Source organism: Pseudomonas sp. REP124 (assembly GCF_020164475.1).
Lineage (GTDB): Bacteria > Pseudomonadota > Gammaproteobacteria > Pseudomonadales > Pseudomonadaceae > Aquipseudomonas.
The window spans coordinates 1-14,445 of the sequence record NZ_JAIQWX010000149.1 but is presented as its reverse complement, the minus strand read 5'-3'; the positions used below and the strand labels follow the sequence as shown (position 1 = coordinate 14,445).

Here is a 14,445-nt window from a genome sequence, read left to right as displayed (position 1 = left end):
TGACACACCGTCTTCGCGAGCAAGCCCGCTCCCACAGGGGATCGGGTTTCTTCAGGGGGTATTGGTTGAGGGCAGGAATCGCAGCAACGCGGCGACTACGGCTTCTGGCGCATCTTCCTGGACCAGATGCCCGGCATTGGGGATGGCATGGAACTGCGAGCCGGGAATCATCTTGTGCAGCGCGCGGCCGCGTTCGATGGGGATCCACTGGTCGTCTTCGCCCCAGAGGATCTGCACCGGGCAGCGAAGGGTGAGGTACAGCGCTTCGACCTCGCGGGTATAGCGCTCGTCCATCTGCGCGATCTGTCGATAGAACGCCGCTTGCCCCGGATCCCCCAGCCAGGGTTGCACGTAGGGGTCGAGCTCGTCGTCGGGGATTTGCCGGTGGATCGCGCCGCGAATGTAGGTCGGCACGATGGCGCGCTGGATGTAGTCGGGCAGGCCGCTGAACGCCGCTTCGTGCTGACGCACATGCTGCACGAACGGCGAGCCCCAGGGCGTCAGCGCGACCGGGTCGATCAGGGTGAGGGTGCGGTAATTGCGAGCATTGAGCAGATGCGCGCGCAGGACGGTAGCGCCGCCGAAGTCGTGGGCCACCACGTCGGGGCAATCCAGGCCCCAGTGTTGCAGCAACTGCGCGAGCAATTCGTTCTGCACGCCCAGAGACACGTCACCATCGACCTTTTCCGATTGGCCGTAGCCCAGCAGGTCGAAGTAATGCACCCGGTGGGTGGTGATGAAATGCGGCGCGATGCGGTGCCAGACATAAGAGGAGAAGGGCGTGCCGTGCACAAACACCAAAGGCGGGCCGTCGCCGCGCACGGCGTAGCGCACGGAGTGACCGTTGAAGCGGTAGGTCTGGGGCAGGGGCCAATCAGTCATGAAACGCGGTCCTCGCTGCGATGAAACCCTGTAGGAGCGAGCATGCTCGCGATGGAGGCACAGACACCGCGGGGAGTCAGGCTGTCAACGTTATCGTTGACGACCATCGCGAGCATGCTCGCTCCTACAGGGAGCAAGAGCGGAGGAAATTACTCGCCGCGATAGATGCAGCCGCTGGTGCAAGTCTCGTGAATACGGATCGCGCTCAGTTCCGGCAGCAGGGGCTTGAGTTCGGCCCAGATGAATTTGGCCAGCACTTCGCTGGTCGGGTTTTCAAGACCGGGAATGTCGTTCAGGTAATTGTGGTCCAGACGCTCGTACAGCGGCTTGAAGATCGCCTTGATCTCGGAGAAGTCGCGGATCCAGCCGGTGTGCGCATCGATCTCGCCGCTGAGGTGAATCGCCACCTTGAACGAGTGACCGTGCAGGCGTCCGCACTTGTGGCCATCCGGGACGTGGGGCAGGCGGTGGGCGGATTCGAACGTAAATTCCTTGAAGATTTCCACAGGTGTTTTCAGCTCTGTTGAGGTGGCGATCGACGGGGCGACGCCGGGGCAATGGGGACTGGCGGCGAGTTTAACAGCTTGTCCTGACTAAAGGGTCAGCAAGCGCTCACCCAAGCGACCGTTGGCGGCCAGTTCCAGAAACTCATCCCCCATCCGGCGGCTTTCATCCATCGCCGCGCGCCAGTATTTCTGCCGGCTCGGGGCGTCGCCCATGAAGCGTTTGAAGTCGTTGCGGTCCGGCAGTTTGCCGTAGGGCAGGCGCGCCAGGTATTCCTTCGACGGCGCCAGCAGCAACACATTCTGCAAACGCGCGGGGCACGCGCGGCGCCATGGCAGGGTCTTGTCGAACCAGCCCGGGATCACACGGTCGGTGAAGTGCGGGTAGAGCACGATGTCGTCGCCGCTGTAGGGCAGGTCGAGGTGATAGTCCAGCAGGCCGCCGTCGCGGAAGGTGCCGGCGCCGGCACCCGGCAGGTCGCGCACGCCTTCCATCACCATGGGGATCGAGCCGGAGGCCAGCAGGGCCTGGCGCAGGTTGCCAGTATCGAGGGCGACGAAGCGCGACGGGAAGTCATTGAGCGTATCGACCGGCGGCGCCAGGCGCGGATCGTGGATGATCAGCCGCTCGAAGTGCCGCGACAGCCGCGCACGACCGCGCAGGTTGTCGGCGATCACCGACGACAGGCCCAGCCCCAGACGGCCGCGATGATCGTCGGCGAGCAGGCCGTGGCTTTTGACCACCATGATGTTCAGGCGGTAATGGGCGTTGCCGAGCAGGGCGGCGTCGCGGCCATCGAGCAGGTCATCGAGCATGCGCCGCGAGCTCTGGCTGATCTGTGCCATGGTCACGCCCTTGTTGAAGTTCTGCTCGGTGTACAAGTGCCCGAGCCGGCGAATGCCCTCGGCGGCATCCGGCAGGCACGCGCTGGCGAAGCGCCAGGAACCCACCGAGGCGCCGATCAGCGAGCGCTCCCGCGGCGCCGCCGGCAGCCAGTCGCCGAACAACGCCAGGTCCAGCCCCTGAATCCCCAGCGCCTTCGGCCCACCGGCGGCACCGGGCAGGGTGCCGACATCGGCGGCGTTGAGGCCGTTGTCCCGAATGCGCGCAAAGGCACGGGGGCCGGCCTTGAGGGTCATGGAGGGGAATTTGATGTGGATGGCGGTCATATCAATATCTGTATTTGGCAGCGCGCAATTGTAGACGCGTTCTAATTGTAGGAGCGAGGCTTGCCCGCGAAGACGGTGTGTCAGTCGAAAAATACGTCGGCAGACACACCGCCTTCGCGGGCAAGCCTCGCTCCTACAGGGGATGGTGGTGTCTCGATGAGTGATGGCAATTCAGTTTCAATTAAGTTCTCATTGCTAAGCTGCTTTGCAAGCAACACCTCATTAGACGCCGTCCCCGGCCAGGTTCTCAAGGATCATCAGGTTTCGTAATGACGCTGCTTTCTGTTTCTCATCGACGCGCCAGCACTCGGCTGGCGCTTGTGCTTCTGGCGGTTTGCTCGGTGGCGATGGCCCGTGATCTGGATCAGGACGAGGCCCTGCGCCTGCGCCAGCAAGGCGTGATCCTGCCGCTTGAGCAGGTGCTGGATCAGGCACTGGAGCGTTATCCGGGGGCCAAGCTGCTGGAAGTCGAGCTCGAAGAGAAACACCACGTCTACATTTATGAAGTCGAACTGCTGACCACCGAAGGCGTGGTCCGCGAGATCGATGTCGAAGCCGCCACCGGCCGGCTGCTCAAAGACAAGGAAGATTGACCGATGCGTTTGCTCCTGGTGGAAGACCATGTGCCCCTGGCCGACGAATTGCTGGCGGGCCTCAATCGCCAAGGCTACGCCGTGGACTGGCTGGCTGACGGTCGCGACGCGGTGTATCAGGGCAGCAGCGAGCCCTACGACCTGATCATTCTCGACCTGGGCCTGCCCGGCCTGCCGGGGCTCGAAGTGCTGGCCCAGTGGCGCGCGGGCGGGCTGACGACCCCGGTGCTGATCCTCACCGCCCGCGACTCCTGGGCCGAGCGCATCGAAGGCCTCAAGGCCGGCGCCGACGATTACCTGGCCAAACCGTTTCACCCCGAAGAATTGCATCTGCGCATCCAGGGCCTGCTGCGTCGAGCCCACGGCCAGGTCAACCAGCCCACGCTCCAGGCGGCCGGCCTGCATCTGGATGAAGGCCGCCAGTGCGTGATCCGCGACGGCGCAGAGATCCAGCTGACCGCCGCCGAATTTCGCCTGTTGCGCTATTTCATGCTCCACCCCGAGCAGATCCTGTCCAAGACCCACCTCGCTGAACACCTCTACGACGGTGAGACCGAGCGCGATTCCAACGTGCTGGAAGTCCACGTCAATCACCTGCGACGCAAACTGGGGCGCAGCGTGATCGAGACCCGACGCGGCCAGGGTTACCTGTTCGGCGGGCAAGCCCGGTGAGGTCGATCCAGCGCCGCTTGAGCCTGGGCCTGATCAGCGTGATGGTGGTGGTCGGCCTGATCCTGGCGCAGACCAGCCTGTGGCTGTTCGAAATGGGCCTGCAACGCTACCTCGAATCCGGACTGCGCAACGACAGCGAGAACCTGCTGGTGGCGCTGGTGCGCGGTCCCGAGGGTCTGCAACTGGATGAGCGCCTGCTGTCGCCGGCCTATCAGCGACCGTTTTCCGGTCATTACTTCCGCATCGATTTCGCCGACAGCCACTGGCGCTCCCGCTCGCTGTGGGACCAGGAGTTGCCGCGACTGGAGCGACCGGGGCTGCACAGCAACCTGCAACTGGGCCCGGAAGGCCAGCAGTTGCTGGTGCTGCGCTCCGATTACCGGCGCCTGGGCCAGTCGATTTCCATCAGCGTCGCCCAGGACTACACCCCCGTCAGCGAGAGCTTCCGGCGCATGCGTCAGGTCGGTATCGGGCTGGGGCTGGCGGGTCTGCTGCTGATCCTGCTGTTGCAACGGTTCACCGTGCGCCGCGCCTTGCGCCCGCTGGAAAAGGCCCGGGAACAGATCGCCCAGTTGCAGCAGGGGCAGCGCTCGCAACTCGATGATCAGGTGCCGGTGGAGCTGGAGCCGCTGGTGGCGCAGATCAACCATTTGCTGGCCCACACCGAAGACAGCCTCAAGCGCTCGCGCAATGCTTTGGGCAACCTCGGCCACGCTTTGAAAACCCCGTTGGCGGTGCTGTTGAGCCTGGCTTCCAGCGAGCAGCTCGACGGGCATCCGCAACTGCGCAAGATCCTCAAGACCCAGCTTGAGCAGGTCCAGCAGCGCCTCAACCGCGAACTCAACCGCGCGCGCTTGTCCGGCGATGCGCTGCCGGGGGCGCTGTTCGACTGCGATGCCGAACTGCCGGGTCTGCTGGCGACCCTGAACATGATCCACGGCGACCACCTGGACCTGAGCTACCGCTGCCCGCCGGGCCTGCAATTGCCTTGGGATCGCGAGGACCTGCTGGAGTTGCTCGGCAACCTGCTGGACAACGCCTGCAAGTGGGCGGATGCCGAAGTGCGATTGAGTGTGGTCGAGGCCGAGCAGGGGTTTGAGTTGAGCGTGGAAGACGACGGACCGGGGATTCCCGAGGATCGGCGAGATCAGGTGCTCAGTCGCGGTACACGCTTGGATGAGCAGACCGACGGGCATGGGCTGGGCTTGGGGATCGTGCGGGATATCGTCGATAGCTGGGGCGGGGTGTTGAGTTTGCGGGAGAGTGAGTGGGGTGGGTTGAAGGTGGTGATCGAACTGCCGAAGCGCATTTAAAGCAAACCGCAAAGACCCTGTAACCACACAACCTGTGGGAGCGGGCTTGCCCGCGATTGCGATCTGACAGTCGCTGCGATGTTGAATTTGCCGCCGCCATCGCGGGCAAGCCCGCTCCCACAGGAATTGAGTGATCCCGTAGAGAGCGGGCAGCCTTTTGGCCTCAGGTGTGATTGATATCCCTATCCTTGGTCTCCGGCATGAAGAAAATCCCCAGCACCGCCGTCATCACCGCAATCACGATCGGGTACCACAGCCCGTAGTAGATATCCCCGGTGGCCGCGACCATGGCGAAGGCCACGGTCGGCAGGAAGCCGCCGAACCAGCCGTTGCCGATGTGGTAGGGCAGGGACATCGAGGTGTAGCGGATGCGCGCCGGGAACAGTTCCACCAGCCAGGCGGCGATCGGGCCGTAGACCATGGTCACGTAGATCACCAGGATCGTCAGCAGCAACAGCACCATCGGGTAGTTGGTCTTGGCCGGGTCTGCCTTCTCGGGGTAGCCGGCTTCTTTCAGGCCGCTGGCCAGGGAGGCGGTGAAGGCATCGTTGCGGGTCTTGAAGTCGGCGGCCGGCATGCCGGTGCCCTCGAAGCTCTCGACCACCCGATCGCCGATCCGCACCTGCGCCACAGTCCCGGGCTCGGCCTTCACGTTCTCATAAGGGATGGCCCGCTTGGCCAACAGGGTCTTGGCCAGATCGCAGGAGCTGGTGAATTTGGCCTTGCCCACCGGGTCGAACTGGAACGAACACTGGTCGGGATCGGCAATCACCGTGACCGGGTTCTTCTCCTGAGCGATGAACACGTCGGGGTTCCCGTACTGGGTCAGCGCATGGAAGATCGGGAAGTAGGTGAGCGCCGCCAGAATGCAGCCGGCCATGATGATGCCCTTGCGGCCTATGCGGTCGGACAGGCTGCCGAAGATCACGAAAAACGGCGTGCCGATTATCAGCGAGCCAGCGATCAGCAGGTTGGCGGTCTGGGCGTCGATCTTCAGGGTCTGCAACAGGAAGAACAGCGCGTAGAACTGCCCGGTGTACCAGACCACCGCCTGGCCCGCGGTGCCGCCGAGCAGCGCCATGATGACGATTTTCAGGTTTTCCCAGCGGGCGAAGGATTCGGTCAGCGGCGCCTTCGACGCCTTGCCTTCGGCCTTCATTTTCATGAACACCGGCGACTCGTTCAGTTGCAGACGAATGTAGACCGAGATCGCCAGCAGCAGGATCGACAGCAGGAACGGAATCCGCCAGCCCCACGCTTCGAAGGCCTCGGTGCCCAGAATGGTACGACAGGCGAGAATCACCAGTAGCGACATGAACAGGCCGAGGGTCGCGGTGGTCTGAATCCACGAGGTGAAATAACCGCGTTTACCCTTCGGCGCGTGTTCGGCCACGTAGGTCGCCGCACCGCCATACTCACCGCCCAGCGCCAGACCTTGCAGCAGACGCAGGGTGATCAGGATGATCGGCGCCGCGACGCCAATGGTCGCGTACCCGGGCAGGAAACCCACGATTGCCGTCGACACGCCCATGATCACGATGGTGATGAGGAAGGTGTGCTTGCGCCCGATCATGTCGCCCAGGCGGCCGAACACGATGGCGCCGAACGGCCGCACGGCAAAGCCTGCGGCAAAGGCGAGCAGGGCGAAGATGAAGGCGGTGGTTTCATTGACGCCGGCAAAGAAATGCTTGGCGATGATCGCAGCCAGAGAGCCGTACAGATAGAAGTCGTACCATTCGAACACAGTGCCCAAAGATGACGCGAAAATGACCTTTCGCTCCTCCCGGGTGACCCCGTGCTTGGGCTCACTGCCCATGGTGGTGCCGCTGATTGTCGCCATGAGATTTCTCCGTTCTTTCTTGTTTTCGGCCGGAGCACCTCTCAATTGTTGCCGCACCCTGGCCCTGGGGACTGCGCGAAACGTGGACACGAACTGACGGCCTCGCATTGCTGCAAGGTCCCTAGAAGCATAATCGTGATTGCGCAGATATCCACTCGCCATCATTCCGCTGACTGGATGGGGACCTGTAGGAGCGAGCATGCTCGCGATGGAGGCCCAGACACCGCTGGGTGTCAGGCACCCAGCGTTATCGTTGACGACCATCGCGAGCGTGCTCGCTCCTACAGGGGGCTGTGATCAGACGCGGAACTGATCCATCAGGCTCTGCTGATGGTTGGCCAGGCAATTGAGGGTCTGGCTCACCCGTGCGGTTTCATTGGCCTGGCCCGACAGCGATTCGGTCACGTCGCGAATGGTCGCCACATTGTTGTTGATCTCCTCGGCCACCGCGCTCTGTTCCTCGGCGGCGCTGGCGATCTGCAGGTTCATGTCGCTGATCACCGTCACCGCCTCGCCGATCTGCCGCAGCGCGGTTACCGCCTGGCTGACCTGCTCGACACTGCCCTGGGCCTGACGATGGCTGTTGCCCATCGAGCCCACCACTTCCTGAGTGCCATTCTGCAACTGCTCGATCACCAGACGGGTTTCCTCCACCGACTGCTGAGTGCGCTGGGCCAGGTTGCGCACTTCATCGGCCACCACCGCAAAACCGCGCCCGGCCTCACCGGCACGGGCCGCTTCGATCGCTGCGTTGAGCGCCAGCAGGTTGGTCTGCTCGGCAATGGCGCGGATCACTTCCAGCACCGAACCGATCTTCTCGCTGTTGGCGGCCAGGCCTTCGACCTGAGCCATCGCCGCGCTCATGTCGGCGGCCAGATGATCGATGCTCGCGGTGGTGCGGTCGATCACGGTCAGGCCCTGACGGGTCGCCTGATCGGCATCCCGCGCAGCCTGGGCCGCTTGCGCCGCGCTTCGGGCCACATCCTGAGCGGTGGCGCTCATTTCGTGGGACGCGGTCGCCACCTGATCCACCTGACGGTACTGCTGCTCCATGCCGGCGCTGGTCTGGGTGGCGATGGCCGAGGACTGATCGGCGGTGCCACGGGCGTCCTGCACCGAACGCTTCACCTCGGCGATGATCGGCTGCAACTTGTCGAGGAATCGGTTGAACCAGCCGGCCAGTTGGCCCAATTCGTCCTTCTTGTCGTAGGCCAGGCGCCGGGTCAGGTCGCCTTCGCCGCTGGCGATGTCTTCGAGCATGTGCGCCACGCCGAGGATCGGCTTGGTCACGCTGCGGGCCATCAACCACACCAGCAGCAGGCCGATCAACGCGGCCAGCACGCCCAGGCCGAGTTCGGTCAGGGTCCCGGCGGTGTTGCTGTCATCCAGCTGTTTTTTCAGCGCTTCGGCGGGGCCGACCAGGACTTTCTCCGGCACATCGAGCAACACGCCCCAGGTCTTGCCACCCGGAATCGGCTGGAACGGCGCCAGCACCTTGAGCTTTTCCTCGCTGTGCAGGCTGGTGGTCTGGCTGATGCTGGCGAGCATGCGCATCAGTTCGCCGCCGTTGCGCGGATCCACTGCTTCCAGACGCTGGCTGAGTTTGCCGACGTCCGGACTGTAGCCGGCGAGCAGGCCGGCGGGGCTGACGATGCTGACGCTGGTCTGGCCGTCGTAGAGCTTCTTGCTCGCGCTCTGGCTGAGGGCCTGCAGGCTGTTGAGGTTGATGTCCACCGACAGCGACGCGATGACCTTGCCGTTGAGCATCAGCGGGAAAACGATGCTGGTCATCAGCACGTTCTGGCCGTCGATCACATAGAAGTACGGCTCGATCACGCAGGGTTTGAGGGTCGCGCGCGGGCAGGTGAACCAGGCGTTGGCCGCCTCGCCGCCGGGGCCGGTGCTGGTGTCGGCGATGTCCTTTTCCGGCAGCGGCATGGACGTCAGCTTGCCCGGGGTCGGTTGCGACCAGTACAGGGCGAAACGGCCCTTTTCATTGCTGCCGATCTCGCCCTGATCGGCGAACAGTTCGTCCTTGCCGTCCAGTGCGTTGGGCTCGAACACCAGGGACAGGCCGAGCAGGTCCGGGTTGGCTTGCAGCGCGGATTTGACCTGGCGCGTCAGGTCCTCACGCAAGTCGAAGGCATCGAGAAAGCGCTTCTCGGCCTGATCGCGCAGGAACAGCACCTGCCGCGAAAAGCCGTGGCCGTACTGATAGGCATCCATGAACTGCTGGCGAATGTTCAGCGCCTGGTTCTCGCCCTGGGACTCGATCCGCGCCTGCGCTGCTTCGTTCAGCATCTCCATGCTCGAGGCTTTCACCAGCTGGGAGCTGTGCTCCATGCGATAAAGCGAAAGCCCGACCAGCAAGGTCACGACCCCCGCCAGGCAAAGCCCGGCCAGCAGGGTGATTTTCCATTGGATGGAAAGTTGTCTGAGCGACATGGAGACGTCCTTATTCGATAAATATCTGAGACTTTGCAGGTTAGCGGCAGGATTTTGGCTTTCTTTATTCCGTCTATCGGGCGTTGGAATACGTTTTCATTGGCGAAGAATATCTACTGTGGTGAGGGGCTTGCCTGTGGCGAGGGGGCTTGCCCCCGTTGGGTCGCGAAGCGGCCCCCTGCATTCTTCCAGGCAAACCGCATCCACAGGTTTTGCGACTGCTGCGCAGCCGAACGGGGGCAAGCCCCCTCGCCACAGGAGTCCGCGTCGCCACAGGGGGATCACATGTCGTTACATCCGCACGCACCCTGCGCTTTGACACGGGCGCGACCATACGGCAAAGTGCGCGCCCTCTAATAAAACCCATCTCCAAATCCGCTGGCGGCTCATCGCAGACTGCCGGACGGAGTCTTTTCGTTTGTCTTGAGGTAATGAAATGAATGCAGTGATTGCCGCGGTCGGCATCATGCTGGTTCTCAGCCTGTCGCGCGTGCACGTGGTCATCGCGTTGATCGTCGGCGCGCTGGTCGGCGGGTTGACCGGAGGGCTGGGCATCGAGGCGACGCTCAAGGCCTTCAACAGCGGGCTTGGCGGCGGGGCGACGGTGGCGTTGTCCTATGCCTTGCTCGGCGCGTTCGCCGTGGCCATCGCCAAGTCCGGCCTGGCCCACGCCCTGGCCGACAAGGCGCTGGCGCTGGTCGACCGCCAGCACGCCACCGGCGGCGGTCAGGTCAAATGGCTGCTGATCGGCCTGCTGTGGGTGGTGGCCATCGCCTCGCAGAACATTCTGCCGATACATATCGCCTTTATTCCGTTGCTGGTGCCGCCGCTTTTATATGTGCTGACCAAACTCCAGCTGGACCGTCGGCTGATCGCCTGCGTCATCACCTTCGGCCTGATCACCCCCTACATGTTCCTGCCGGTTGGCTTCGGCAACATCTTCCTCAATGAAATCCTGCTGGCCAACGTGGCCCGCAGCGGCGTGGACATCGCCGGCATCAACGTTACCCACGCCATGGGCATTCCGGCGCTGGGCATGCTAGTCGGGCTTGGGGTGGCGTTCATCAGCTACCGCAAAAAGCGCGTGTACGACCTGGCGAAGATCGAGCAGGTCGAACAGGTGGCGGTGCAATACAACCCGTTGAGCCTGATGGTGGCGCTGCTGGCCATCGCGGCGGCATTCATCGTGCAACTGCTGCTGGACTCGATGATCATCGGCGCGCTGGCCGGCTTCCTGATCTTCTCCTTGTCGGGCATCGTCAAATGGCGCGACACCGACGACCTGTTCACCGAAGGCATGAAGATGATGGCGATGATCGGCTTCATCATGATCGCCGCTTCCGGTTTCGGTGAAGTGATCAAGGCCACCGGCGAGGTGCAGACGCTGGTGGAAGCCTCGGCGTCGTGGATCGGCCACAGCAAGGCGATCGGCGCGCTGCTGATGTTGCTGGTGGGGCTGCTGGTGACCATGGGCATCGGCTCGTCGTTTTCCACGGTGCCGATCCTCGCGGTGATTTTCGTGCCGCTGTGCGTGCAACTGGGCTTCAGCCCGATCGCCATCGTGTGCATCGTCGGCACCGCCGGCGCCCTGGGCGACGCCGGCTCGCCAGCCTCGGACTCGACCCTGGGCCCGACCTCCGGCCTGAACATCGATGGTCAGCATCACCATATCTGGGACACCGTGGTGCCGACGTTTCTGCATTACAACTTGCCGTTGCTGGCGTTCGGGTGGTTGGCGGCGATGGTCCTGTAATCCGGCTGATTCGGGTTGCCCACAGGTTTTGTGCACACCACAGAACCTGTGGGAGCTGGCTTGCCAGCGATGACGGTGTGCCAGTCAACACTTATGCCGCCTGACGCACCGCCATCGCGGGCAAGCCCGCTCCCACAGTTTTCCCAATGTCAGGCCTTATTCAACTTTTGGTTTCGCGTGCCGTTAAAGCCTTTACCCACGCCAATAAAACCAAAAGAGTGAACGCCATGCGTATGAGCCTGAAGGCCAAAGTCCTGTCCCTTGCCGTCCTCCCGGTGCTGCTCTTTGCGCTGGTCATCAGCCTGACCACGCTGTTCATCCTGCAAGGCCAGGCCCGTCACGAAGTCGAAGAAACCCGCGAGCGCCTGCTCACCGACGCCAAGGCCACCCTGCAAAGTTACGTCGCCGTGGCCATGACCACCATCAAACCCCTGTACGACGCCGCCACCCCCGGTGATGACGCCGCGCGGGCCCAGGCCATCAAGCTGCTGTCGAACATCGCCTACGGCAAGGAAGGCTACTTCTTCGGTTACGACTCCAACACCGTGCGCCTGTTCAAGGCCAACAGCCCCGAAGGCGTGGGCCAGAGCTTCAAGGACAACCGCGACCCCAACGGCGTCTACGTCAATCGCGACCTGGTGAAAGTCGCCAAGGACGGCACCCACTACCTGCAATACAGCTCGCCGCTGCCGGGCAACAGCCAGGTGCTGGTGCCCAAGCTCGGTTACACCGAATACCTGGCCAAGTGGGACATGGCGGTCGGTACCTCGGTCAACCTCGACGGCATCGAGGCGCAAGTCGCCGTGGTCGAAGCCAAGGTGCAGGAGCGCATGCAGGGCGTGGTGCTGAGCATCGTCGGCGTGGCGGTGGTGGTGCTGTTGCTGATCGCCGCGGCCGGGATGCTGCTGGCCAACACCATTCTGCGTCCGCTGAACCAGATGAAAGCCAACCTCGACGACATCGCGGCGGGCGAGGGCGACCTGACCCGTCGCCTGAGCATCACCAGCCACGACGAGCTGGGCGAGCTGGCCGGCTCCTTCAACCGTTTTGTCGACAAGATCCACGGACTTGTCCGCCAGATCACCGAAATGACCAGCCAACTGACCGCGCTGGTGCATCAGGTGTCCGACCAGGCCCAGCGTTCGGACCAGGCCATGGAACGTCAGCGTCACGAGACCGATCAGGTGGCGACGGCGATCAACGAAATGTCCGCCGCCGCCCAGGAAGTGGCCAAGAGTGCACAGAACGCTGCGGTTGCGGCGCAGCAGACCGATGAAGAAGGTCAGGCCGCCAAACGTGTGGTGGCTGGCAGCATCGTGAAGATTCATGCGCTGGTGGATGACATTCGCAGCAGCGGCGTGTCCCTCGACAGCCTGCAAAAGGATGTGTCGTCGATTGTCAGCGTGCTCGGAGTCATCCGTTCGATTGCCGAGCAGACCAACCTGCTGGCGCTCAACGCCGCGATCGAAGCGGCTCGCGCTGGTGAAGCCGGTCGCGGATTCGCGGTGGTGGCCGATGAAGTGCGGGCGCTGGCCAGCCGCACACAGATCAGCACCCAGGAGATCCAGGGCATGATCGACCGCCTGCAGGCCGGCACCCAGTCGGCGGTCGAAGCCATGCGCCGCTCCAGCGAAGCCGGCGACGGCACCTCGGCCCAGGCAAACGAAGCCGGCGCTTCGTTGGACACCATGGCGCAGCTGATCGCCACCATCAACTCGATGAACGCCCAGATCGCCAGCGCCGCCGAAGAACAGACCGCCGTGGCCGAAGAGATCAACCGCAGCGTGCACCAGATCGCCGTCGCCGTGGACAACGTCGCCGACGAAACCCAACAAGGCGCCCAAACCTCCCGCAGCCTGGCCGACCTGGGCCAGCGCCTGGGCGGGCTGGTGGGCCAGTTCCGCATCTAAGGCGCAACGCAATCCCTGTAGGAGCGAGCACGCTCGCGATGGTCGTCAACGATAACGCTGGCATCCTGACGGCCCACGGTGTCCCGACCTCCATCGCGGGCAAGCCCGCTCCCACAGTGATTTTCAGTTGTCGAAAATTTCGCGTACTCCCACAGTGATTTTCAGTTGTCGAAAATTTTGCGTACACCCACCGACCTTGTGGGAGCGGGCTTGCCCGCGAATACGGTGTGTCAGCTTGAGTATCCATTAACTGACACACCGCCTTCGCGAGCAAGCCCGCTCCCACAGGGTATGGTGTGTGTCAGGGCCTATCCCAATACGGCACTTCCCCAAAGCACTCGACAAAGAAATCAATCACCGTGCGGACCTTCACCGACAGCCGCCGGCTGCCCGGCCAGAGCACGCTGATCTGCTGCGGTTCGAAGCTGTTGGACACCTGATAATCCCCCAGCACCGGTACCAGCGTGCCGTGGCGCACCGATTCGCCGATCAGCCATGACGGAAACATCACCAGCCCCAGGCCCTGTTCGGCGGCCTGGGTAAGGGTGTCGGCGTGGTTGCCGGTGATCGGGCCCTTGACTGAATATGGCGTCCACGGCTGCTGACCCTGGCGAAAGAACCAGCGTTGCAAACCGGCCACGCCCTTGTAGGCCAGGCAATTATGGGCTGCGAGATCGTCGGGATGATGCGGCGTGCCGCGCCGCTCAAGGTAGGCGGGGCTCGCCGCGACCTGAAAGCGATGGGGCGCGAGGATCCGCGCCTGCATGCTGGAGTCGTGTAAAGGGCCGATGCGGAACAGCAGGTCGGCACCTTCCTGCAGCGGGTCGATGTAACTGTCGGTCTGCTGGATATCCAGTTGCAACTTCGGGTAACGCGCGCACAACGCTCCCAGCCAAGGCGTCAGGTGCCGTTGGCCGAACACCACCGGCGCATTGATCCGCACCAGTCCGCTGGGTTCGCTTTGTTGTTCCTGTAATGCCTGTTCGGCTTCCTCCAGTTGCACCAGCACCAATCTGGCGTGGTGCCCGAGCATGCGCCCGGCTTCGGTAGGTGTGACGGCGCGGGTATGGCGGTAAAGCAGTTGTTGGTTCAGGGCTTGTTCCATGAGCTGGATTTGCCGCGAGATCGAAGAGGGCGCCAGCCCTTCGCGGCGGGCGACTTCGGAGAAGCTGCCGTGGTCGAGCACCGATACGAACAGGCGCAGTGCCTTGAAACCCAGATCGTTGAGGCCGTGCATGAGTGGTCCTGTTGTGCGGATTGCGCAAAAGTGTTGTCAGAGTACTCCCATTTATTGCAAAGCACCGTCACCGGATAATTGCACCGCCCCCTGTAGGAGCGAGCACGCTCGCGATGGACTCCATGAC

10 protein-coding genes and 3 pseudogenes are annotated in these 14,445 nt (G+C 63.2%); 6 read left to right on the top strand and 7 right to left on the bottom strand.

The genetic code is table 11. The annotated features are described in order from the left end of the window. Window positions 1-51: 51 nt before the first annotated feature. The 3 genes from K9857_RS25355 to K9857_RS25345 all read right to left on the bottom strand — a co-directional run bounded on the left by K9857_RS25355 (window position 52) and on the right by K9857_RS25345 (window position 2,555). The gene (locus tag K9857_RS25355) at window positions 52-882 is read right to left on the bottom strand and encodes an alpha/beta fold hydrolase (protein WP_224540489.1); all 831 of its coding nucleotides are present in this window, start codon (window positions 880-882) and stop codon (window positions 52-54) included. Between the two features lie 149 nt (window positions 883-1,031). Continuing rightward, entirely contained in the window at window positions 1,032-1,388 is a 357-nt protein-coding gene (queD, locus tag K9857_RS25350) for a 6-carboxytetrahydropterin synthase QueD (protein ID WP_175377670.1), read from the bottom strand. An 87-nt stretch (window positions 1,389-1,475) separates the two neighbouring features. Continuing rightward, complete coding sequence (locus tag K9857_RS25345) at window positions 1,476-2,555, bottom strand: patatin-like phospholipase family protein (RefSeq protein WP_224540487.1); 1,080 nt, start codon at window positions 2,553-2,555, stop codon at window positions 1,476-1,478. 269 nt (window positions 2,556-2,824) lie between these two features. Between K9857_RS25345 and K9857_RS25340 the strand changes: the two genes are divergently transcribed. Genes K9857_RS25340 through K9857_RS25330 form a run of 3 tightly spaced genes read left to right on the top strand, consistent with a single transcriptional unit; the run spans window position 2,825 to window position 5,133 of the window. Next, window positions 2,825-3,148, top strand: coding sequence for a PepSY domain-containing protein (locus K9857_RS25340; protein WP_224540485.1), 324 nt, complete (start codon window positions 2,825-2,827; stop codon window positions 3,146-3,148). 3 nt (window positions 3,149-3,151) lie between these two features. Then, window positions 3,152-3,820 carry a response regulator transcription factor gene (locus K9857_RS25335; protein ID WP_175377673.1) on the top strand — a complete coding sequence of 223 codons (669 nt, stop codon included), beginning with the start codon at window positions 3,152-3,154 and terminating at the stop codon, window positions 3,818-3,820. Further along, complete coding sequence (locus K9857_RS25330) at window positions 3,817-5,133, top strand: sensor histidine kinase (protein WP_224540483.1); 1,317 nt, start codon at window positions 3,817-3,819, stop codon at window positions 5,131-5,133. Before K9857_RS25335 ends, K9857_RS25330 begins: the two co-directional genes overlap by 4 nt. Before the next feature lie 163 nt (window positions 5,134-5,296). Here K9857_RS25330 and K9857_RS25325 read toward each other — a convergent pair whose 3' ends face one another. The 3 genes and pseudogenes from K9857_RS25325 to K9857_RS30655 all read right to left on the bottom strand — a co-directional run. Further along, a complete protein-coding gene (locus tag K9857_RS25325; RefSeq protein WP_224540481.1) occupies window positions 5,297-6,973 on the bottom strand; it encodes an MFS transporter in 1,677 nt (558 codons plus the stop codon). Window positions 6,974-7,270: 297 nt separating this feature from the next. Further along, window positions 7,271-7,786 (bottom strand): annotated as a pseudogene (locus K9857_RS30660) (methyl-accepting chemotaxis protein); the annotation flags it as partial. Window positions 7,787-8,128: 342 nt separating this feature from the next. After that, window positions 8,129-9,199 (bottom strand): annotated as a pseudogene (locus K9857_RS30655) (HAMP domain-containing protein); the annotation flags it as partial. A 655-nt stretch (window positions 9,200-9,854) separates the two neighbouring features. Here K9857_RS30655 and K9857_RS25315 point away from each other — a divergent pair. The 3 genes and pseudogenes from K9857_RS25315 to K9857_RS30645 all read left to right on the top strand — a co-directional run bounded on the left by K9857_RS25315 (window position 9,855) and on the right by K9857_RS30645 (window position 13,081). Further along, window positions 9,855-11,171, top strand: coding sequence for a Na+/H+ antiporter family protein (locus tag K9857_RS25315; RefSeq protein WP_224540477.1), 1,317 nt, complete (start codon window positions 9,855-9,857; stop codon window positions 11,169-11,171). A 146-nt stretch (window positions 11,172-11,317) separates the two neighbouring features. After that, window positions 11,318-12,175, top strand: a pseudogene (locus tag K9857_RS30650) (cache domain-containing protein); the annotation flags it as partial. An 84-nt stretch (window positions 12,176-12,259) separates the two neighbouring features. Then, window positions 12,260-13,081: a methyl-accepting chemotaxis protein gene (locus K9857_RS30645; RefSeq protein ID WP_411961611.1), complete on the top strand. Its 822-nt coding sequence runs from the start codon at window positions 12,260-12,262 to the stop codon at window positions 13,079-13,081. Window positions 13,082-13,382: 301 nt separating this feature from the next. Here the strand turns inward: K9857_RS30645 and K9857_RS25305 are convergent, their stop codons facing one another. Further along, window positions 13,383-14,318 carry a LysR family transcriptional regulator gene (locus K9857_RS25305; RefSeq protein ID WP_224540473.1) on the bottom strand — a complete coding sequence of 312 codons (936 nt, stop codon included), beginning with the start codon at window positions 14,316-14,318 and terminating at the stop codon, window positions 13,383-13,385. Between the last annotated feature and the right edge of the window lie 127 nt (window positions 14,319-14,445).

Coding starts and splice junctions, on each gene's coding strand:
- K9857_RS25355 (WP_224540489.1), bottom strand. CDS start 882: ATGACTGATTGGCCCCTGCCCCAGACCTACCGCTTCAACGGTCACTCC.
- K9857_RS25345 (WP_224540487.1), bottom strand. CDS start 2,555: ATGACCGCCATCCACATCAAATTCCCCTCCATGACCCTCAAGGCCGGC.
- K9857_RS25340 (WP_224540485.1), top strand. CDS start 2,825: ATGACGCTGCTTTCTGTTTCTCATCGACGCGCCAGCACTCGGCTGGCG.
- K9857_RS25335 (WP_175377673.1), top strand. CDS start 3,152: ATGCGTTTGCTCCTGGTGGAAGACCATGTGCCCCTGGCCGACGAATTG.
- K9857_RS25325 (WP_224540481.1), bottom strand. CDS start 6,973: ATGGCGACAATCAGCGGCACCACCATGGGCAGTGAGCCCAAGCACGGG.
- K9857_RS25315 (WP_224540477.1), top strand. CDS start 9,855: ATGAATGCAGTGATTGCCGCGGTCGGCATCATGCTGGTTCTCAGCCTG.
- K9857_RS30645 (WP_411961611.1), top strand. CDS start 12,260: ATGACCAGCCAACTGACCGCGCTGGTGCATCAGGTGTCCGACCAGGCC.
- K9857_RS25305 (WP_224540473.1), bottom strand. CDS start 14,318: ATGCACGGCCTCAACGATCTGGGTTTCAAGGCACTGCGCCTGTTCGTA.